28 protein-coding genes are annotated in these 19,074 nt (G+C 69.5%); 17 read left to right on the plus strand and 11 right to left on the minus strand.

Annotation, left to right across the window (positions count from 1 at the left end; genetic code table 11):
* Positions 1 to 11 precede the first annotated feature (11 nt).
* From OOJ91_RS33640 to OOJ91_RS33665, 6 genes are all read right to left on the minus strand, one after another.
* A complete protein-coding gene (locus tag OOJ91_RS33640) occupies positions 12 to 710 on the minus strand; it encodes a DUF981 family protein (RefSeq protein WP_266251610.1) in 699 nt (232 codons plus the stop codon).
* A gap of 47 nt (positions 711 to 757) precedes the next feature.
* Positions 758 to 1,750: a tyrosine-type recombinase/integrase gene (locus OOJ91_RS33645; RefSeq protein ID WP_266251613.1), complete on the minus strand. Its 993-nt coding sequence runs from the start codon at positions 1,748 to 1,750 to the stop codon at positions 758 to 760.
* On the minus strand, positions 1,747 to 1,995 hold the full coding sequence (locus OOJ91_RS33650) for a hypothetical protein (protein WP_266251616.1): 249 nt from the start codon (positions 1,993 to 1,995) through the stop codon (positions 1,747 to 1,749). The genes OOJ91_RS33645 and OOJ91_RS33650 overlap by 4 nt, the downstream gene beginning before the upstream one ends.
* Positions 1,995 to 2,432 (minus strand): hypothetical protein, encoded by a 438-nt coding sequence (locus OOJ91_RS33655; RefSeq protein ID WP_266251618.1) that lies wholly within the window; start codon positions 2,430 to 2,432, stop codon positions 1,995 to 1,997. Before OOJ91_RS33655 ends, OOJ91_RS33650 begins: the two co-directional genes overlap by 1 nt.
* A gap of 61 nt (positions 2,433 to 2,493) precedes the next feature.
* Entirely contained in the window at positions 2,494 to 2,715 is a 222-nt protein-coding gene (locus OOJ91_RS33660) for a hypothetical protein (RefSeq protein WP_266251619.1), read from the minus strand.
* Complete coding sequence (locus OOJ91_RS33665) at positions 2,669 to 3,649, minus strand: PIN domain-containing protein (RefSeq protein ID WP_266251620.1); 981 nt, start codon at positions 3,647 to 3,649, stop codon at positions 2,669 to 2,671. The genes OOJ91_RS33660 and OOJ91_RS33665 overlap by 47 nt, the downstream gene beginning before the upstream one ends.
* 129 nt (positions 3,650 to 3,778) lie before the next feature.
* Here OOJ91_RS33665 and OOJ91_RS33670 point away from each other — a divergent pair, with 129 nt between their 5' ends.
* The 11 genes from OOJ91_RS33670 to OOJ91_RS33720 all read left to right on the plus strand — a co-directional run bounded on the left by OOJ91_RS33670 (position 3,779) and on the right by OOJ91_RS33720 (position 9,900).
* A complete protein-coding gene (locus OOJ91_RS33670; RefSeq protein WP_266251622.1) occupies positions 3,779 to 4,846 on the plus strand; it encodes an ATP-dependent DNA ligase in 1,068 nt (355 codons plus the stop codon).
* 15 nt (positions 4,847 to 4,861) lie between these two features.
* Positions 4,862 to 5,089 (plus strand): hypothetical protein, encoded by a 228-nt coding sequence (locus tag OOJ91_RS33675; RefSeq protein ID WP_266251624.1) that lies wholly within the window; start codon positions 4,862 to 4,864, stop codon positions 5,087 to 5,089.
* A 71-nt stretch (positions 5,090 to 5,160) separates the two neighbouring features.
* Positions 5,161 to 5,871: a DUF3800 domain-containing protein gene (locus OOJ91_RS33680; protein ID WP_266251625.1), complete on the plus strand. Its 711-nt coding sequence runs from the start codon at positions 5,161 to 5,163 to the stop codon at positions 5,869 to 5,871.
* A gap of 237 nt (positions 5,872 to 6,108) precedes the next feature.
* Positions 6,109 to 6,933 (plus strand): hypothetical protein, encoded by an 825-nt coding sequence (locus OOJ91_RS33685; protein WP_266251627.1) that lies wholly within the window; start codon positions 6,109 to 6,111, stop codon positions 6,931 to 6,933.
* Positions 6,934 to 6,956: 23 nt separating this feature from the next.
* Positions 6,957 to 7,238, plus strand: coding sequence for a hypothetical protein (locus OOJ91_RS33690; RefSeq protein WP_266251629.1), 282 nt, complete (start codon positions 6,957 to 6,959; stop codon positions 7,236 to 7,238).
* Entirely contained in the window at positions 7,235 to 7,441 is a 207-nt protein-coding gene (locus OOJ91_RS33695; protein ID WP_266251630.1) for a hypothetical protein, read from the plus strand. Before OOJ91_RS33690 ends, OOJ91_RS33695 begins: the two co-directional genes overlap by 4 nt.
* Positions 7,438 to 8,019, plus strand: a complete 582-nt coding sequence (gene dcd / locus OOJ91_RS33700; protein WP_266251631.1) for a dCTP deaminase — start codon at positions 7,438 to 7,440, stop codon at positions 8,017 to 8,019. The genes OOJ91_RS33695 and dcd overlap by 4 nt, the downstream gene beginning before the upstream one ends.
* A gap of 66 nt (positions 8,020 to 8,085) precedes the next feature.
* Positions 8,086 to 8,610, plus strand: a complete 525-nt coding sequence (locus OOJ91_RS33705; protein WP_266251633.1) for a hypothetical protein — start codon at positions 8,086 to 8,088, stop codon at positions 8,608 to 8,610.
* Between the two features lie 108 nt (positions 8,611 to 8,718).
* Positions 8,719 to 9,084, plus strand: coding sequence for a hypothetical protein (locus OOJ91_RS33710; protein ID WP_266251634.1), 366 nt, complete (start codon positions 8,719 to 8,721; stop codon positions 9,082 to 9,084).
* A 98-nt stretch (positions 9,085 to 9,182) separates the two neighbouring features.
* Positions 9,183 to 9,551: a hypothetical protein gene (locus OOJ91_RS33715; RefSeq protein ID WP_266251636.1), complete on the plus strand. Its 369-nt coding sequence runs from the start codon at positions 9,183 to 9,185 to the stop codon at positions 9,549 to 9,551.
* Positions 9,552 to 9,636: 85 nt separating this feature from the next.
* Positions 9,637 to 9,900 carry a hypothetical protein gene (locus OOJ91_RS33720; RefSeq protein WP_266251638.1) on the plus strand — a complete coding sequence of 88 codons (264 nt, stop codon included), beginning with the start codon at positions 9,637 to 9,639 and terminating at the stop codon, positions 9,898 to 9,900.
* 37 nt (positions 9,901 to 9,937) lie between these two features.
* On the opposite strand, the gene OOJ91_RS33725 is transcribed toward OOJ91_RS33720, so the two are convergent.
* Positions 9,938 to 10,183 carry a hypothetical protein gene (locus OOJ91_RS33725; protein WP_266251640.1) on the minus strand — a complete coding sequence of 82 codons (246 nt, stop codon included), beginning with the start codon at positions 10,181 to 10,183 and terminating at the stop codon, positions 9,938 to 9,940.
* A gap of 356 nt (positions 10,184 to 10,539) precedes the next feature.
* On the opposite strand from OOJ91_RS33725, the gene OOJ91_RS33730 reads away from it, so the two are divergent.
* From OOJ91_RS33730 to OOJ91_RS33755, 6 genes are all read left to right on the plus strand, one after another.
* Complete coding sequence (locus tag OOJ91_RS33730) at positions 10,540 to 11,502, plus strand: zeta toxin family protein (RefSeq protein WP_266251642.1); 963 nt, start codon at positions 10,540 to 10,542, stop codon at positions 11,500 to 11,502.
* 1 nt (position 11,503) lies between these two features.
* A complete protein-coding gene (locus OOJ91_RS33735; RefSeq protein ID WP_266251644.1) occupies positions 11,504 to 11,758 on the plus strand; it encodes a hypothetical protein in 255 nt (84 codons plus the stop codon).
* A 76-nt stretch (positions 11,759 to 11,834) separates the two neighbouring features.
* Positions 11,835 to 12,221 (plus strand): hypothetical protein, encoded by a 387-nt coding sequence (locus OOJ91_RS33740; protein ID WP_266251646.1) that lies wholly within the window; start codon positions 11,835 to 11,837, stop codon positions 12,219 to 12,221.
* Between the two features lie 40 nt (positions 12,222 to 12,261).
* Positions 12,262 to 13,404: an ADP-ribosyltransferase gene (locus tag OOJ91_RS33745; protein WP_266251648.1), complete on the plus strand. Its 1,143-nt coding sequence runs from the start codon at positions 12,262 to 12,264 to the stop codon at positions 13,402 to 13,404.
* Positions 13,405 to 13,455: 51 nt separating this feature from the next.
* Positions 13,456 to 14,307: an ADP-ribosyltransferase gene (locus OOJ91_RS33750; protein WP_266251650.1), complete on the plus strand. Its 852-nt coding sequence runs from the start codon at positions 13,456 to 13,458 to the stop codon at positions 14,305 to 14,307.
* Positions 14,308 to 14,386: 79 nt separating this feature from the next.
* Complete coding sequence (locus OOJ91_RS33755; RefSeq protein ID WP_266251651.1) at positions 14,387 to 16,102, plus strand: hypothetical protein; 1,716 nt, start codon at positions 14,387 to 14,389, stop codon at positions 16,100 to 16,102.
* Between the two features lie 54 nt (positions 16,103 to 16,156).
* Here OOJ91_RS33755 and OOJ91_RS33760 read toward each other — a convergent pair whose 3' ends face one another.
* The 4 genes from OOJ91_RS33760 to OOJ91_RS33775 all read right to left on the minus strand — a co-directional run bounded on the left by OOJ91_RS33760 (position 16,157) and on the right by OOJ91_RS33775 (position 18,978).
* Positions 16,157 to 16,771 carry a phosphatase PAP2 family protein gene (locus OOJ91_RS33760; protein ID WP_266251653.1) on the minus strand — a complete coding sequence of 205 codons (615 nt, stop codon included), beginning with the start codon at positions 16,769 to 16,771 and terminating at the stop codon, positions 16,157 to 16,159.
* On the minus strand, positions 16,768 to 18,045 hold the full coding sequence (locus tag OOJ91_RS33765) for an MAB_1171c family putative transporter (RefSeq protein ID WP_323178601.1): 1,278 nt from the start codon (positions 18,043 to 18,045) through the stop codon (positions 16,768 to 16,770). Before OOJ91_RS33765 ends, OOJ91_RS33760 begins: the two co-directional genes overlap by 4 nt.
* Positions 17,969 to 18,421, minus strand: a complete 453-nt coding sequence (locus OOJ91_RS33770; protein WP_266251656.1) for an ImmA/IrrE family metallo-endopeptidase — start codon at positions 18,419 to 18,421, stop codon at positions 17,969 to 17,971. Before OOJ91_RS33770 ends, OOJ91_RS33765 begins: the two co-directional genes overlap by 77 nt.
* A gap of 113 nt (positions 18,422 to 18,534) precedes the next feature.
* Positions 18,535 to 18,978, minus strand: a complete 444-nt coding sequence (locus tag OOJ91_RS33775; protein WP_266251658.1) for a hypothetical protein — start codon at positions 18,976 to 18,978, stop codon at positions 18,535 to 18,537.
* Between the last annotated feature and the right edge of the window lie 96 nt (positions 18,979 to 19,074).

Below are 19,074 nucleotides of genomic sequence, written 5' to 3' on the forward strand. Positions count from 1 at the left end.
GGTCTTCGACGTCACCAGGAGTGGCCAGCACCGGTATTGATGTTGATCAGCATCCCGGTGTGCGTGTAGAAGTTCATCGCCGCGAACAGCAGAAACCCCACACCCGAGGTAGTCCAGGACCAGTACAACGCCCTCGACGCGAGCCGCCCGCCCCGAACAGCAGCCGGAGCGAGAAGGCAACCAAGGGCCGCCAGCCCGTAGAGCGCGGCGAAGAACGAGTTCTCGACCCACGGCCAGTCGTGGAGCAACCCCGTGATCGGCTCGGCGACCGGCGCCGCCCCGACGGCGTTGAACCGGACGATCGCGGCCACGCACCAGGCGAGGACCACGCCGGCGGCCGCCAACACCCAGGCCATGGGCGTGAGGGCGTCGCGTAGACGGTCAGTATCGCGGGCCCAGTCAGGCGGCTGCCGCTGCAGAAACCAGGCCGCCGCCAACAGGATCAGTCCGAGCAGGAGCGACGGTTCGCCGAACAGGGTGTCGATGTGCTCTGCGGCCGAGGCCAGGGGGTGGGTGACCGTCATGACGAGGCCCAGCAGGGTGAGGATCCCGCCGAGGACTCCGAAAGCACTGGCCCAGCCGTCGGCGCTCGGCGGCCGCCGGGTGCCTGGAAGGACGGTCGGGTGGCCGGTCAGGACGGCCCAGAGGTGCGGGACGAGGATCAGCGCCCCGCCTGCCGCTACCCCCATGAGCGTGTTGAACATGATCATGGGGGCAGCGTGCCTGCTGAGGTCGCTAACGTCCCTGGATCGCTGGGCTACAGGCGGTCGGTGGACGTCGCCGCTGCGACCAGGAATGACGGGTCGCGGTCCAGGGAGTCTCGGTTGCGGTCGTAGCGCTGGGTGGTGCGCGGGTCGGCGTGGCCCAGGGCGTGCTGCCGGTCCTCGAGTTCCGCGCCGCGCTGCCGGGCGATGGTGTTCCAGGCGTGGCGGAAGCTGTGCGGGCTGATCTTGTCCCAGCCGGGCATGCCGGCGGCTCGGGCGAGCCGGCGCACGAACCGGCCCACCTCGTGTCGGCCGATCCGCTGGCCTCGGGCGTTGAGGAACAGGGCGCCGTGCAGGTCGTCAACGGGCACCTGCTCCTGAGCGGCGCGGTGGGCGAGGTACGCGTCGAGCACCTTGGCCACGGCTGGTGGCACGGCGCGCGTTCGCCTCTTGCCGCCCTTCATCTTGAGCAGCTGCATGGTGCGGTGGCCGTCGGCGTGGCCCAGGTGCTCGACGTCGAGGCCGCAGACGTCCGACACCCGGACGCCCATGTCGACGAGCACCGCGGTGATGGCCTCCCCGGCCGCGCCGATCCACCTGTCGCCGGCGGCGGCCGCGGTGAGCATCGCTGCGGCGTCGGTGGCGCTGAACCCCTGGGTGGGGGAGTGGTCCCGGTCGACGTACGGCCGGTCGGCGACCGCCGCCGGGTTATGGGGTACGGCGCCGAGCTTCGCGAGGAAGTCGTACCAGCTGGACACGGCCGACATGCGGCGGGCGACCGTCGCCGGCGCTGCCGGTTTCCCGCTGCTCTCGTTGGGCTGTTCCAGGTGCCGGCCCCACGCGTTGACGTCGAGGAACGTGGCCTGCAACGGGTTGATGCCGCGCTGCGCGCACCAGGTGGCCCACAAACCGACGTCACGCCGGTACGCGGTCCGGGTGTGTTCGGAGAGGCGGCGGTTGGCGAGCCACCGCTCGGTGAAGTCGCGCAGGGCGTCCTGCTCGCCGGCGACGACCGCCCGGGTGGTGAAGGTGGCCAGGTCGGTCACTGGGCGTCGTCCTCCTGGTGGAGCCGGTAGGTGCACTCGTCGCACAGGTCCAGCCACCGAGGTCCGATCTTCGTTTCTGCCACCAGGGCCGAGTGGGCGCGCTGGCCGCAGCCCAGGCAGGTGTGCACTTCATCAAGGCGGCGGTGGTCCAGGTGCGTGCTGTCCGTGACCGCCGCCAGCGGTGCCGGCGGGAGCAGGGTGGGTTCGGTGGCCACCAGAGTCAGCAGGTCGGTGAGGGTGCCCATCAGCGCGCTTCCTCCGCGTACGGGGTGAGGCCGAGTTCGGCGGCGGCCCGGTCGACGGCAGCGGCGAACGACTCCCGGGGCTGCGGGTAGAGGTGCCGGGGGGCATCACTCCTGAGCACGAAGTCCCGCAGCCTGGCGGGTAGATACCGAGCGGCCCAGGCGAGTTCGTCGCGGCGGGCCTCCAGAGCTGCGTACTGGCGGCGGAACTCGCGCTCCACGCCGGCGAACCGGTTGGTGGTCACGTCGCGCTCGGACTCGGCGGCCGCGACCCGCTCGGCGGCGTCCTGCTCGATCTCGGCGATGCGGGGGGCGGCGATCTCCTGGGCGCGCTGTTCGATGTGAGCGTCGAGGTTCGCCGTCGCGTCCCGCAACGCGGCGGCCAGATCAGTAAGGGCTGTCTCCGGTGCGCGGTCGCTCACCGCGGCGAGGTTGCTCATGTTCTGACTCTAGGGCCGGCAGAGTGACAGCTTCCGCCCCGACTCGCGGACATAATCGGAATTATGCGCGGCTCTGGGTGAGGTCGTCGGGAGGATCCTCGGAGCCGGCGGCGAGCGTCAGGCGATACACCGCGTACCGAATTTCGTCAAGATGCGGTCCGCCGCCGTACCGCAGCTGCGCACCGACCCGTCTGGCAGTGGCCACCTCGAAGACGATCACCGCCAGCGGGCCGATCTCAGCCGGCGGCTCCCGCCGGGCCGCGCTCGCCTCGCCGCTCTCCATCGTCGGCCTCTTCCCCATGGCGGCGTCGTGCCTGCCTCTTCTTGTCCTTCGGTGGCTGCTCGAGCCAGCGCACCTGGAGCCCCGCCGCTCGGCCACGCATCGCCATGCCCGTGTCGTAGGTGACCAGTCTGACCTGCTTGCCGGCGAGAGTCTTGATAGCGAGGGTGCGGCTGACGATCTCGTCGTCGTTGTTCGGCAGCCGGACGTGGCCGGGCGGGTCGAGGACCACCTCGATGGTGACCTGGCCTCGCGCGGTCTCGTCGTGGCTCATGTCCTTCTCTCGTATCAGGCCACCCTGCTGCCCGACCCGGTCGATGTAGGACAGTGAGTAGGCGGCCCTCCACCCGTTCCAGCCGGCCCGCTTGCCCTTGTCGAGTTCGTCGACGACGACGAGGGGCACCAGGATGTGGATCGGCTCGAAGCCGGCGTGCAGGAGGGCGGCAAAGTCGATCTCTTCGATCTGCTGCGGGTGTTCCATGTAGATGTTGGTGTCGAGCACGACCAGGACGCCGTCGCGTTGGAAGCGCTGCATCTCCCTGGCCAGCGCATCCCGGGCGGCGTTCAGCGCTTCGGCCTGCTCGCCCATCAGCATCGAGAGCAGCCCGTTCAGCTGCCGCGAGCCATCGCGCGCTGCGGATCGGGAGTAGCTGTCTTCGTCAGACTCGGCGGCTGCGCGGGTGACGTCGCGCATCGCGGCGGCCGCCGTCAGCACCACCTCGTAGCTCCTGCCGGGCATCAGGTACTCCAGGCTTTCCGGATGGATCTGGCGCCGCAGCATCCGCCGGGTCTCATGCGTCCATTCCAGGTAGCGGAGGGCTCGTTGCACGGCGGAGATCGGACCAGCGGCCTGCACGGAAACGAGTGAGCTGTACAAGCTGTTCAGCGTGTCGAGTAGGTGTTCCCGGTTCACGCCGGGGACGGGGGCGATCAGCACGCCGGTGATCCTGCCCCGCAGGGTGCTCGCGCGCCAGCACGAACATTCGTTTCTGCCGATCTTCGCCCCCGCAGGGTGTCCCCTCCCCCACGATGCGAAGGTGAGGAGCGTTCACGGCCGGCGCGGGCGGTGAGCCCGGCCCGGCGCCGGGCCAGCGCGGCGGCGCACCCGGCGCTGCGCCGGCCGGTCGCGCCGATGCTCGCCACGCCCGTCGACGAGGTGCCCGAGGGCCCCGACCTGATCCATGAGCCGAAATGGGACGGCTGGAGGTGCGTCGCCTTCCGGGAGGACGACGGGGTGTATCTGCAGTCGCGGGCCGGCCGGAATCTCAGCACCTACTTCCCGGACATCACCCGAGCCGTCCGGACATTGCCGCCTGGGATGGTGCTGGACGGCGAATTGATCGTGTGGCAGCGCGGGCGGACGAACTTCGCGCTGCTCCAGCGGAGGATCACCGCCGGCCGCGGCCTACTGCGCTTGGCTCGCGACTGCCCCGCGCACTACGTGCTGTTCGATCTCCTCGCGGACGCCGGCGGCGAGGTGATCGTGGACCTGCCGCTGATGGAGCGGCGGGCCCGGCTGGAGCAGCTGCTCGTCGACGCGCCTTCGCAGCTCACCCTGACGCCGCAGACGGCGGATATGCGCGAGGTGTGGGACTGGCTGACGAACTGGACCGTGGCCACGGGCATTGAGGGCGTGGTGACGAAACGGCTGGCCGGGCGGTACGAGCCGGGCAGGCGGGGCTGGTCGAAGTTCCGGACGCGGCTCGTGACCGAGGCGATCGTCGGCGGCGTGACCGGCAGTCTCCGGCACCCGCAGACCGTGCTGCTCGGCCGGCGCGACCGGCGGGGGCGGTTGCGGTATACCGGCCGTACCCATCCGCTGAGCGCGAACCAGGGCGAGGAGCTCGGCGGGATGCTGTCGCCGCTGCGGGCAGCGCAACGCCGCGGCGCTCCCGTGCTGCACCCTTGGCCGGAGCCGCTGCCCGCATCCTGGTCCGGCCAGCTGGACCGGCCAGCACCGCTGAGGTACGTACAGGTGGAGCCGATCGTGGTCGTGGAGATCGAAGCTGATGTGGCGTTCGAGCACCAGCGGTGGCGCCACCGCGTCCGCTACGTCCGGGCACTGCCCGAGGGGTCGGTGTACGACGTGCCGCTGCTGCTCGGTGAGGAGGAGGGCTACTTCGGCGATCCCTGACCCGAGCAGGAATGAATGGATCCGCTCGACCCAGGCTTTACGATCCCGGCCATGACGAATCCTCACATCGATCTGCCGTCGATGGCCCGCCTGCCAATGATCGTCGCCGAGGTGCCCTGCGTCGTCCTCGGGGTGGTCGGTGCCGTCATGTTTCCCGGTGCATGGTGGAGCTGGACGATGGCCGCCCTGTTCACCTCGCTGTTCGGCTTGAGCTTGTACGCACGCTGGCACTCGATCCGCTAGCCGTCGAGGTGGACCCGCCCAGCGCCCGCACGATTCGCCAGTCTGCCCGCAGCGCGTCGTACGCTCGGCTCGTGCTGCTCACCTACGTCGACGAGTCGTTCACCTCCCGGGTCTACTGGATCGGGGCGCTGATGGTGCCCGATGCCGCGGCGATCCCACTCAGCGAGGCACTCGACGAGGTGGTGGTCGACGCGGTGAAGACGTACGGGGTGCCGGTCGACGCCGAGTTGCACGGCTACGACCTCTTCCACGGCCGCAAGGGCTGGCGCGGCGTTCCGCCTCGGGCCCGGATCGCGGTCTACAGGGCCGCGATGGCGGCGATCGGCGGCCAGGACGGCGTGGCGGTGATCCTGCGTGGGGTGAAGCGCCAGCAGTTGATCAAGCGGTACACGTCGCCTCGGCCCGCTCACGAGGTGGTGCTGTCGCACGTGCTGGAGCGGGTCGACGGGTACGCGGCCTCTCGGGAGGAGTACGCGCTGGTCATCGCCGACGAGATCCAGGACCAGGCCGCTCACCGGGCCGACCTCGGCCGGTACCGGGTGTCAGGCACCGGCGGCTACCGCTCGCGGAAGTTGACCCGGATCGTCGACACGCTGCACTTCGCGCCGTCGCACGCGAGCCGCCTGGTCCAGGCCGTTGACCTGGTGACCTTCTTGTTCCAGCGCCTGGAGATCCCCGGCACTGACCCGCGGGCGGCTGCGGTCACTGAACAGTTGTGGGCGCTCGTTGAGCCGCGGCGGTACCACTCGTGGTGTTGGGATCCGATGCAGACGCAGTCCTGACCCCGGATGCACGAGAGGCCCGCGTAAGCGGGCCTCAAGGCGGGCGCGGGAGCCCCGGAGGGCGTCCTGCGGTTCCCAGGCTAGCAGGACTTTGTGCGTGGCGCACAAACTCCGCGCAGGTGGCGCGGGGTGTGCTGGGGTCGGGGATCTGGCAATCGTGTAGTCCTGGCGATCATGCGCCTCTCTCCGATATTATCCATGTGTGCGGGTGAGCGACCCGCCTACGGGAGGTGCAGCATGGGCCAGTCAGCCTTCGTCACACAGGTCATCCCCCGGTACTCCGACGACGACGGGCCGTACGCCGACGTCCTCATCCAGATCGACGGCCGCCAGATCGGCGGAGCGTACCCATGTGCCGGAGAGCCGGGCGACCGTTGGGCCAGTTGGGGGCCGGCCGGGCTCTCGATGAAGCACCCCGACCGGCAGGCCGCGGTCCGTGCGCAGATCCAGGCGTACGCCGCCGATCCCTCCGGCTGGGATCGCATCCTCGACGAGGAGGACGCGGAGAAGGCTGCCGACAGAGCCCGCCGCGACCGCGAGCTCCAGCAGGAGCGTGCACGCCGGCGCGAGCGGCGGCGCCGTGATCGCCTCGGCGATGACGAGCCCGGGCCAACCATCGTCACCATTCCGGCTTACCACGCCCTCTACGCCCCTATCGAGGAGGCGACAGCGGTAGGCGACTGGTTGGCCGCGCACGGCATCGAGGACGCCGCCAGCTGCGTCCACGAGATACGCGTTGAGCAGCGGGCAGCCCGCCGCGTTGTCGTCTACCAGGCGTTGGCCAGCATCGTCGACGACCCGCAGGCGCGGACAGAGACGAGCGTCGTCACGCTCGCCATGGAGCCGCCCGCGATCGCGACGCCCCCGCGGCCGGATCTGCACCAACTGTTCGACGACCACTGGCCCACCCGGTTCCCATTGATCGACTACGGTCGGCGGCTGGCCTGCGGCCGGTGCAGTGGGGAGCGGCGGTCGGCGATGCCGCAGATCGGTTCGAGTGAGGCCCTCGTGGTGTGGCCCTGCAGCGTCCTGCAGGCGCAAATCGGCGGGGGCGACCGGTGAGCAGGCCGCCCCAGCGGCGGGTCATGGTGGAGTTCGTCGACACCGGCAGCACGCCGGCGCCGTTCCGGCTCTGCGCGGCGTGCGCGATGAAGCGTTGCACCGAAGCCGGACCGGAGTGCCGCGACCGGGACGTCTGCAACTGTCCGTGCGTGCTGTTCGAGGGCGAGGACCTCGACCGGTTCCTGCGCGACCTGCGCTCCGTTGGCGGGCCCTGGCTGGTGGAAGGGGGCCGCTCCGTGGTCGACGGGAGCCTCGTCGACGAGAAGGACGCAAGCCGGGAGCTGCCGGGAGGATCGCCAGCGTGAAGGGCCGCCCCAGCACCGAACCGCCGACGTTGCTGTGCGCCAACTGCCTGGTCATCGTCGGCCAGCATGGCGACCAGCTGCGGCACACCGCGCTGCTCGACCCGGCCCGGTACGAGGTGTGCGACAGCCCCGTTCGTGGACGGCCGGCGAAAGCCGGCGAGGTGGCACGTGGGCACGGTAAGCCAGTCGGGAGAACGCGGTGACGCTACTGTCGGATCGAGGGCTGGTCGCCGAGATCGAGGCTGGCGGGCTCACTCTCGACCCGTGGGCGCCGGAGCTGATCCAGCCGAGCTCTGTGGACGTGCGGCTGGACAAGCTGTTCCGGGTCTTCAACGATCACCTCCACACGTACATCGACCCATCCGTTCGGCAGGATGAACTGACGAGTGAGGTGGTGGTTCCGGCCGGCCGGCCGTTCGTGCTGCACCCGGGGCGGTTCGTGCTCGCGTCGACACTCGAAGTGGTGTCGCTCAGCGCCCGCCTGGCGGCGCAGTTGGAGGGCAAGTCGAGCCTGGCGCGGCTCGGTCTGGTGATCCACAAGACTGCCGGGTTCATCGATCCGGGGTTCTCTGGTCACGTGACGCTGGAGCTGTCCAACGCGGCGAACCTGCCGATCCGCCTATGGCCGGGGATGAAGGTTGGGCAGCTCAAGGTGTTCCGGTTGTCGTCGCCGGCGTCGGCTCCGTACGGGTCGACGGTGTACGGGTCGAGGTACCAGGGGCAGCGTGGGCCGACTCCGTCGCGGGCCTGGTGGCAGTGGCGTACGTGGCCGACGAATTGAGATCCATGATCACATCTGCTAAACTGTATGTGTGCGGGTGAGCGACCCGCCAGTTTGGGAGGCGTCATGGGGATCCTCGACAACATCGACCAGACCATCATCTCGGCCGAGCAGGCCCTGATCCGCGACGGCGCCCGGCAGGTCCCGCCGCCAGCCGACACTGACGGGCACCCGACCGTCCGAGCACTGTTCATCCCGGGCCTGATGGGCGAGCCGGTCGTCGAGCAGCAACTGCCGGTGGACTCAGAGGGCGACTGCTCCGACGCCGTCCGAGCGCTGATCAAGGGACCGATCCAGCACATCCCCGTCCTGGACGGCATCGACTTCCTCTGCGACGAGAACGCCGGCGAGTGCGCAGGGCTGAACCTGCGCGCCACGGCTCTGCTGATCACGATGAAGCGCACCTTCGCCGAAGGCCGGTTCCCAGGCAAGACGCCGGAAGACCCCGAGGAGGCGCTGGAAGAGGCCGCCCTGTGGGCGACGCACATGCGCCTGGCCGGCCCGGTGGTCATCGTTGGCGTCGAATCTCGGCGCTCGGTGTCGCTGCCGGAGTCCACGATCGTCCACGCCCAAACCCTGCTCGGCCTGTAGCGGTGCGGGAGCCGGCGGCCCCACGCCGCCGGCTCCCGCCGCACCCGGACCCGGACGGCCGCCCACCGAAGGGCGGGCCGCATCCACCACGATCGCGAGGAGCTGACATTGAGTGGCGACTGGGTAGACGAGACCGTGGACCACGGCCACCGTACGGTGGCCGGCGTCGAGGTGCTCATCGAGGAGGAGCGCTGGCGCTACGGCGGCAGCTCGTTCTCCGTCTGTCGCGCCAGCGACCGGTTCGATCTGACGCAGGAGGTGCACGGGCAGTGCTTCGACGGTCCGCCGACCGATGAGGAGATCCAGGGCCTGCTGAACGAGCTGAGCGAGGATGAGGACGACGCCCCGGGCAAGGTCGTCTGGTCCTGCGACGGATGCGGCGACATCTTCCGCGAAGGTGAGGAGGACCAGGCCGTCGACCACGTCAAGGACTGCGACCTCGTCGACGGCACCGGCCACGCGCTCCAGTCCTGATGCAAGGTCGGTTCACCTCATCGGAAGCGCCGCCGGCACCGCGCCAGCGGCGCTTTCGCCGTTCCGGACGTCCGGCCCATCCACTACGGTGCGAACTCATGAAGAAACTCATCGCTGTCGTCGCCCTGGTCTGCGCCGGTCTCACGATGGCCGGCTGCTCAGAGAAGAAGAGCACGAGCGAGCAGCGGCTCGAAGCCCTGGACAAGGTCTACAAGCAGGGCAAGGAAGCACGCTCATCCATGGAGCGCCGCGGCGTCGAGGCGACCGACGCGTCGTGCGCCGACATGTACGTCAGCACCGACACCGACCGCGAGGGCACCTACGAGGAGCTGCAAGACAAGCAGTACCAGGCCACGCGGAAGCAGTCGTACGTCAACGGGTGCATGAACCGGCCTGCGAACGCCACTCCTTCGCCGACGCCATCAGCTTCGTCGAGCGCATCGGTTGCCGTATCACCAGCGTCGTAGAGGTCGAGGCGCGGCCGTCACCACCGGCCGCGCCCATCCTGCTACAATAGGTGTGCGGGTGAGCGACCCGCAGTAGGAGGAGACAGTGGAAACCACCCGAGGCCTTGAGGCCACCCGCGCCCTGACCCAGGTGCGTACCGTCCTCTCCCGGGCAGAGACTGCCCGGAAAATCCTCGACGGGCCAACCGAGTATCACACCTCCGACGACGCCGGCGGCATTGACTTCGACCGAGGCAAGTACGAGGACCCGGACGCCGCCGAGATGCGCGCAGCTCTGGACCAGGTGGTCGAGCTGCTCTCTCGCTGGCGCAAGACCGGTAGGGCTACCAGTTCCACGCCCGGCGCGTGACCGGGGAGGCCCCGGGCCATCCCGGGGCCTCCCGTGGTCAGCGCTGGCGGTACGCCGCCCAGACCGCGAGGCAGAGTCCGACGGTGCTGGCAAAAGCCACGCCGGACTGAAGGACCGCGTCGGCCACCTCCTGGGTGCTGGCCCAGACGATGAAACCCGTCCAGCTCGCCACCAGCAGCGCGGTCAGGAAGACGAGCGCGAAGGACAATGCCTTGTGGCAGTCGACGGCCCGGCCCCGCGGCTCGGGCGCCGGCGACGAAGGCGGCAGAGGGAGTACGGTCATGCTGACGACGTCCTTTCGGTCATCAGGCGGATGGTTCGGGTGGACTCGTTCGTGACGGCATCCGGCTGCAACCCGGGTGCCGTCCGGTGTTTGGAGACGCAGCGTCTCCGGCGGCGGCACTCTGGCTGCATCCGAGGGCCGCTACCCAGGTTCAGGTGAACTTTGACGACGGGTCCTGGCTGCACCCAGGTGACGTCGGCAGTGATCTTTCGGACTGAAGTTTATGCCGTTCGGCCCGGCCGAGCATTTCCCGCCCTTTGCCATCGTCCTTTTCACAGAACGTGCTTAAAGTTCGGCAATTGCTGCGCAGGGTGGCTGCTAGGACGTAAGAGGCGCGGTTCGGCGAGGATCCCGCCGTGACGTCGAGGCCGCCCATCATGCTGACCCGGTTCGTCGTCGTCCCCGCCGGCAAGGAGTTCCGCGAGGATCTCCACCCCCGCGACCAGCGGGGTCGCTTCGCCAGACGACCTGGCGGGGCCAGCGCGGCCGCGATGACCGACAAGGAGTTCGCGGCCCGGCAGGAATGGGTCGCGAAGACGATCCGACAGGCCCGGTCGAGCCACGCCACGGAGATCACCCATCGACACGACGGTGTGTGGGACGCGGAGCGGGATCGCGCACACCGCGAGATCGCCCGGGATCTGTACGCCGCGGCGGCACGGGTGCCGACCGAAGGCCGGGCCGTCGTCGCCGGCGGCCTGGGCGGTGCGGGGAAGACGACCACGCTGCGCGACCACGCCGGCATCAACCCCGACGACTACTTCACCATCAACCCCGACGACATCAAGGAGGAACTCGCGCGCCGGGGCATGATCCCGCAGGTGCCGGGCCACCCTGACCTGTCCCCGATGGAGCGGGCCGCCCTGGTGCACTACGAGTCGGGCCGGATCGCGGACCTGGTCGCGGACATGGCGTACCGGGACCGGCGCAACATCATCTGGGACATCACCATGTCGTCGCCGCAGGTGCTGGAGGATCGGCTCGTCGAGCTGCGGCAGCACGGCTACAGCGAGGCGACCGCGGTGTTCGTCGACATCCCGGTGGAGACGTCGGTGGCGCGGGCGCTGGACCGCTACCGCAGGGGTGTCGACGCGTGGCACCGCGGCGAAGGGCTCGGCGGCCGGTACGTGCCACCGGACGTCATCCGGGGACAGCGCGGCCGCGGCGGCCGCACGATCAACCGGGACACGTTCGACCAGATGCGCGACCGGTTCGCCCGCTGGGCGGTGTACGACAACAGCGTCCACGGCCGGCCCCCGCAGCTGGTCGAGGCCAGTCACAATGGAGACACGGACGACGACGAGGAGGAGGTGACCTGAGATGACGCAGCGGACCGTACGAGAGCTGCTCGACCTGCTGGCGGCTGGTGAGCTGACCGTGGACGAGGTGGCTGAGGACTTCCGGATCCGGGAGTGGCCGAAAGCGCCGACCGCGTCCGACGCCGAGCGGTGGGGGGTCGCCGACTCCCCCGTGCCCGGCGTTGACTCGTGGGCGACCGTGAACGCCGACTCCCGGCTCAGCCCGGACGACTACCAGCTGCTCGGCGATGCGTACCGCGAGGCCGTCGCCGGCTGACGCAAGACCGAGATCCCAGGCAGGGTGATCCCGCGCTGTCGCGTGGGCGATGGCAGAACGAGGAGGCGGGGTACCGATGGCAGACGACACGGAGACTGGCACGGTCGAGGGCCGGCACGCCAGCGAAGACGAGGCCGGTCTGACCGTGGTCGCGCAGGCCGAGGTGTTCCCCACCAGGCCGGCCGGGCCGGTGCAGGCCGCGCCGGTGAGCGCGGGCAGCAAGGTCCTCGGGCTGGTCTGGACCGACGGGAAGACGGCCGCCGCTTGGGTGCCGACCACCGCCGGCGGGACGGACGTGGCCGCCGCGACCACCTACGTGTGGCAGGTCCTTCAGGCGTACAAGCGCGACGGCGGTCCGGCCCAGGTCCTCTCCCACCCCGACGTGTACGGGCCGGCGTACCAGCTGGGCGAGGCGAAGCAGTACTCGACTCCGGCCGCGGCGGCGAAGGCTCTGCTCGCCTAACCCGCGACGCAAGCCTGAAGAGGCGGGCACGATCCCGGTCGTGCCCGCCTTTTCCATACCTCGCTTCGTTGTCCAGCCCGTCGACGAGGTCGACGAGAAGGCTTGGAATCCGGCCCAGCACCCACGTGACGCCCGTGGCCGGTTCATCAAGAAGGAACGCAAGAAGTGGGAGCCCAACGCGTTCGCCGCGCTGATGGACCCCAAGAGCCCGATCACGAGCGCGGTGCTCCAGCAGCGTCTCGCCGACGGCGAGGGCCTCTACGCCGATCGGCAGAAGTGGCTTCGCGCGGTCAACCGGCTCAACAAGCTCGCCGACAAGGGTGAGGAGCACCAGAGCTGGCCCAGCGTCAAGGAGCACATCCAGACGCACAAGGAACCCGCCGGGTGGGTCGCATCGAACCTCGAGTTCATGAACACCAAGGCCCTGCAGGCCGCCGCCATCCGGGAGCTTGAGCGGGAACTGGAACGGCGAGCGTCGGGCAGCGCCGGCATGGCCGGTGCCCTCCGGTTCTGGGCCAACAAGGAGGGCGACGCGTGGGCCAAGAAGAACATGCCCAAGCCCAACCTGACCCACAACGAAGAGTTGGCCATCAAGTCGTATACCGGCTCCGGCTACTCCACGATCAACGGCGAGCTTCGAGTGCCAGGCAGCGGCAGCCAGCTGTCGAAGACGAAGATCAAGCGGCTGCGGTCGGCGTTCAAGAAGGCCGCAGCACCCGAGGACATGATCGTCTTTCGTGGCTCTCCGCCCGCGATCTTGAAGGGGCTCGGCGGTGACCTCGCCGACCCGGACTCGATGAAGGCGCTGGTCGGCAAGACGTTCACCTCACCGACGTTCCACTCCACGTCCATCGGCCGGCAGGCAGCCTTTAATATCAGCGAGGTCCAGTGGATGATCCGGGTTCCGAAGGGCCACCCGGCCTTGTACGTCAACCGGCCGGAGCTGAGTTCCCACACCGGTGAGCGAGAGGTACTCCTCGACGAGGACACCCACCGCGTGATCCACGGCGTCTACCGCAACCCTGTCGACCCCAAGGACCACAAGTGGTACGTCGAGGTAGAGGTCGTACCGAAGGGGTGGAAGCCGGGCCCGAACTGGAAGCCGCAGCCGATCGGTGACGCGTTCGCCGGTTACCTGTCGAAGCAGCAGTACGAGACCTGGAAGAAGAAGCAGAGCAGCTGAGCGACGTTAGGTGCTGGCGGCGGTCACCATCCCGGGGTGATCGCCGCCAACGTGTCTCAGCCCTTGCTGGTCGCCCGATACAGCGTGGCGGGCAAGAACTTCCGGGAGGAGCTGCACCCGCGTGATGGGGACGGCCGGTTCGCCCGCAAGCCGGGCGCCGGCTCGGCCGTCCCCGGCGGTCTGGCTGGTGCCGGCGGACCGCGCCGGCCGACGCCGGCGGAGCGCGGTGGGATGCGCGATGCCCGCCGCTTCGCCAGCGACGACGACGCGATCGACTGGGCGGTCGAGAACCTGGAGCCACCGGACCTGACCGATGAGGAGCGAGAGGCGGTCGTCGACTACACGGGCGACCGCTACCAGGAGATGAACGAAGCCCTGCGTACCTTCGACCAGGACGGCACCGAGCCGGACCACTGGACGATGGACAGGATCACCGCGGTCCGGTCGGCGATCGCGAAATCCCCGGCGCCGGAGTCGTTCGTGGTGTTCCGGGGCAGCCCACCGAAGATCCTCGAAAGCATGATCGGGAAGCTCGGCGAGCCGGACGACGACGAGCGGTTGCAGCGGCTGGTCGGGCAGACATTTGACGTGCCGACCTTCCACTCAACGTCCGTTGGGGCGAAGGCGTACTTCGAGTACAACCCGGTGCAGTGGATGATCAAGATCCCGGAGGGACAGCCGGCGTTATGGGTCGAGGGTGACTTGACGCTGAACGAGGGCGAGCGGGAGGTGCTGCTGCCGGACAACACCCGCCGGGTCATCCACGCGATCTACCGGCGCCCCTCCAACCCGAAGCAGCTCTTCGTGGAGATCGAGGTCGTGCCGAGCGACTGGCGGCCGGGCGAGGACTGGGTGCCGCAGCCGTTCGGTGACGCCTATGCCGGCTACGAGACGAGCGAGTAGAGCAGCGACGTAAGGGCTGCCCGGCGGCGACCCTGTGCGGGTGGACACCCCCCAGGTCGCGTCCGGAGTCGGGTAGACGGTGCAGCAGAGAACGAAGGCGAGGGGCACAGCGGCGAAGGGCCGCTCCGCCCTTGGCAGTGCCCTGCTGTCGGACCTGCTGTCCGTGCCACCGAAGGCACGCAAGCGGGTCATGGCGGACCTGGACGAGCAGGACCTGGCGGTGCTGCTGGCCACCTCCCACACAGAGCTGGGCACGGCGTACGCCCTCTGGCAGGGCGACCCCGTCGGGTTCGTCGAGGAGGTCCTCGGAGATGCGGTGTGGTCGGGGCAGAAGCGGCTGCTCCGGTCGCTGACCACGCACCAGCAGACCGCCGTGCCGTCGGCGTTCGGCACCGGCAAGACCAAATCGGCGTCGTTGGCGGCCGCGTACTGGGCGTGCGTGTACCCGCCGGGGACGGCGGTGGTGGTGACGATCGCGCCCCGCTGGCGGCAGGTGCTGCGGCAGGTGTGGCCGGAGATCCGGCGCGGGGTCACCCGGGCCGGGTTGCCCGGGCGGGTCGACCAGGCGCAGTGGACCCTCGCCGACTCGCAGGGCCTGGAGCACGTGGTCGCGTACGGCATCGCCGCGGCGCCGAACTCCGAGGACGCCGTGCAGGGCATCCACTCGCCGAACCTCCTCCTGGTGGTCGACGAGGGCGGCGGCATCGCCCCGAAGATCGGCCGGAACATGGCCGGTCTGATGACCGGCTCCAACTCGCGGATGCTGGTGATCGGGAACCCGCCCACGGACGACGAGGGCTCGTGGTTCGAGAAGCTGTGCCTGGCAGACCGGGTCAACCAGATCCGCCTGTCGGCGTACTCGACACCGGCATTCACCGGCGAAGAGACACCGATGTGCCGGTCGTGCCCGCCTGCGGTGCCACCGCACCGGTTGTCGTCGCACCTGGTCGACGAGGCGTGGGTGGCCAACGCGATCGAGGACCACGGTCCGGACAGCCGCTACGTGGAGGCCAAGGTCCACGCCCGGTTCCCCAAGGGGGGCCCGAATACCCTCATCCCCAGCATGTGGGTGGAGACCGCCTACAACTCGGACGAGCCCGGCGACGAAGCCTACGTGCCGTTGAACTCCCTGCAACTGGCCGAGGAGCGCCGCGATCTCCTGGTCCGCCGCGGCGCCTGGGTGCGCTTGGGCGTCGACGTCGCTGCCGACGGCGGCGACGAGGTGGTGGTGTCCCGATGCGTCGGTGACCTCCTGACGATCGAGCACGCCAGCGCGGGGTCGGCGAACGCCAACGCGGTGGACGTCGCCGGGCGCGTCTTGCAGCAGATCCACCGGGCGCAGCAGCTCGCCGACCGGCTCGGCACGGTGGCGCCGGTGCGGGTGAAGGTCGACGTGATCGGCGTCGGGTGGGCGGTGTACTCGCAGTTGGAGCGCTGGGGTGAGGAAGGCAAGCACAAGGCGGAGATCGTCAAGGTCGACGTGCGGGAGAGCGTGCGCCGCTCCTACGATGCGGCGACGCTGCGCCCGGCGAAGAAGCGCGACGAGTTGTGGCTGGCCATGCGGTCGCTGCTGGTGCCGCGCAAGGACGGCGAGTCGATGTTGCGGCTGCGGGTCGACGATCGGACGATCGCGCAGCTGTCGGCGCCCCGCTACTCGACGAACAACGCCGGCGAGACGGTGGTGGAGTCCAAGGACAAGATGCGCGCCCGCGGCATCCGCTCGCCGGACCGGGCCGAGGCCGTGTGCCTGGCCGTGTACGAGCCGGAGGTACAGCGGTCTCGGCTTTTGGCCTAACCTGCCTTGGTGTGGCCCGCGTCCACCCCCGTCGGACGCGGGCCGCACCAAGGGTCAGGCGATGGCGGCGTACACGGCGGCCGCGAGGGCCGCGCCGAGCACCGCGCCGGCCACGACCTGGGCGATGGTGTGCGCCCGGAGATACACCCGGGACCAGCCGATCAGCGCCACCACGAGCACCCCGGCGGCGAAACCTGGTCCGATCAGGAGGGCGAGGACGGCGAACGACCCGGCCGACACGGCCGAGTGCGCCGAGAGCTTCCACGCCTGGTTGATCGCCGTCGACACGCCGAGGACGACCAGCATGACGGCGATCATCGCGATCAGCGGCCGGGGTGCGCCGAGGAGCAGGAACAGCACCAGGCTGGCGAGGACCGAGGCGATGCCGACCAGGAGTACGCCCTTGCGCTGCTCTCGTTGGCTGATGTGGTGGTCGGTGACCCGGCCGGTGCGCTTCGCGTACAGGATCGCCCCGAACGGGATCACCGCCGAGAACAGTGCGGCGAGGGCACCCCACCCGGCGCCGGCCGTCAGGGTCGGCGACGCGACCAGGGCGACGACGACGGGCATGATCGCCGCCCACACCGCCGGCTGGAGCACCTCCGTAACCAGGTGCGCGGTCCGCCCGGCAGTGCTGGTCGGTGTACTGGTGTCTGCCTGAACGCTCACTGTTGCGCCTGTCCGAACCCGAGGTCGTCGAGGGTCTTGGACACCCAGTTGCGACCTTCCAGCCGCGCGTGCTCCCGCTCGGCTAGCAGCTCGGCGACGACCGGGGAGCGGTCAAGGGCCTGAGAGACACGGCCGAGCCACCGCACTTCACCGGTGAGGTCTTCGCCGCCCGGCTCCACCTCACCGGTGCCGGCCTGATCTTCGCCGCGGGCCTTCGCGTCCAGCGCCAAGGCGACGACTGCCGCCTCTACGACGGCCTGCAGGTCCAGCCCGGACAGTCCGGCCTGCCGGCCGAGGGCGATGGCGCGGGTCTGCACGTGGCCGTCGAACCATGGGGCCAGTTGGAGGTAACCGTCGCGGATCTCCAGGACCCGGCGGCTGAGTGACCGTCCGTCGCCCATCCAGCTGGCCGCCCAGGCCGTCATGCGCCCCCAGAGGTGCGTCGGGCGGGGCTGGCGGCGCGGGATCGCCGGGTGGGCCTGGACGATGGCCCGCCACAGCGGCTCCATCAGCTCGGTCTGGTGGGCGTCCTGCGCACGGTGCAGGGCAGCCGCGCTGGCGTTGGCGGTTCCGGGCAGGACCGACCCGATGACGATGAGGCCGATGCCGAGCAGCTGGCAGACGTACGAGAACTTCGTCCAGTCGGCGGTGAAGTCACCGCCGGCCAGCTCGATAACGGCGACGACGATGATGGTCACGGAGTATCCGAGGGCGACCAGGCCGCCGGCGGCGAACAGGTGCAGCCCGAGCCGGGTGACTCGCCTGCCGGTGAGGCGGCGGGCGTAGCGCAGCGACAGGCGGGCCAGGTCGATCAGGGTGTAGGTGAGCATCCCACCGAACACGATCATGTAGAGCGCGATCGGCGGCCGGTTGGCGTAGGTGCTGAACCATTCCTGGTTGGTGGCCGGGGTACGGGCGATCACGAACAGTGTGGCCATCACAGCGGTGGCGGCGGCGGCGATGGCCTGCCGGATGTAGACGGCCCGCTGGGTGGTCTGCGGGGTGTGCGTCCAGTAGACGAGCATGCACAGTGCCGCGGTGGCCGCCCACATGGTGAGGGCGTGTGAGATCAGCCGCGAGACGTGGGGCACGCCGGCCAGGTCGTTCAGGCCGGTGCGGATGTCAGGGGTCAAGACCGCCAGCGCCAGCGCGAGGCAGAGCAGCGCGACTCCCATCCATGTGCGCGAGGGGACGCGACTACCACCGCGCAGGGTAGATGCGGTGTAGGCGCCGGCGCACAGCGCCGCTAAAGCCACGAGTGCCGTGAAGATCATAGGTGGGGGTGTCCGATCCGAAAGTGTCGATGACGCAGAGCAGGTCCTGGTCGACCGGCTGAGGTGGCGCTGGTGGAGAGTCGGCACGGTGGAGGATCGCCGCGGCGAACTCGTTCGCCTCGACCTCGTGGTGCCGGTTGTACGGGCTCTCGCTGATCAGGCCTTCCAGCTCAGCCAGGTCCCGAGATGGATGCTCCAGCACCATGTGCGCGATCTCGTGCAACACGACGCCGGCTCGTTTGAACGGCCCGGAGCGGGCCGGATAGGCGATGTAGTCGGCGCGTGGCGTGGCGACCCAGAGCCCGTGCATGCCGTGCATCTCGGCGGGAATGAGCTGGATGGTTCGCCCGCGGAGGCGAGCGATCTGCCCGACCAAGGCCGTCAGGTTCCAGGGTGTGGGTAGCGTCAATCTCTCAAGGAGATCACCCGCTGGGGTTTCCAAGGCTCACCGTCCGTCCCGTGGTCGTTGTCCCCTTTGCTGGTGCGGCTCTACGCTGGAGGGCTGGTGCCGCCCTGACCATTCGCCGCTTCCAGGCGTTCGATCGTCGCAAGGACCTCCAGCACCGTCTTGCGCATCTGGGCGAGATCCTCCCCGACCTGATTCGCGGCCACGTGCGTCACCCCGAGACCGGCCAGGCGGCTCGTCAGCTCGTCCTCAGTGGACGCCGCCGGCGCTGGATCCTCGGCCTGCTGGAAGAAGAAGTTGGGGTCGACCTTGAAGAACCTGGCGAGGGCGGTGATGGTGTCGTACTTCGGACCGCGGCCGGAGCCGGTCGGGTGGCGAAGGTTGTGGATCTGCTGTCGGGACAGCGCACACTGAGCCCCGACCTGGGAGTTCTCCCACGGTTTTCCGTCTGGCCGCCGCTTGGTCTCGAACAGGTAGTTGAGGCGCGCGGCGAACAGCTCGTCCGGGGGCATGTGGCTGTCTCGCATAGCGGCAGAGCCTGCCACGGCTCCCCTGAAGCGTCAAATGTGGTGGACGGAAATCCCGCGTGCGTCCAGTCCCCTTGACGGGACGGTAGCTGATCA

This window comes from Micromonospora lupini (assembly GCF_026342015.1).
GTDB classification, from domain to species: Bacteria; Actinomycetota; Actinomycetes; order Mycobacteriales; family Micromonosporaceae; genus Micromonospora; species Micromonospora lupini_B.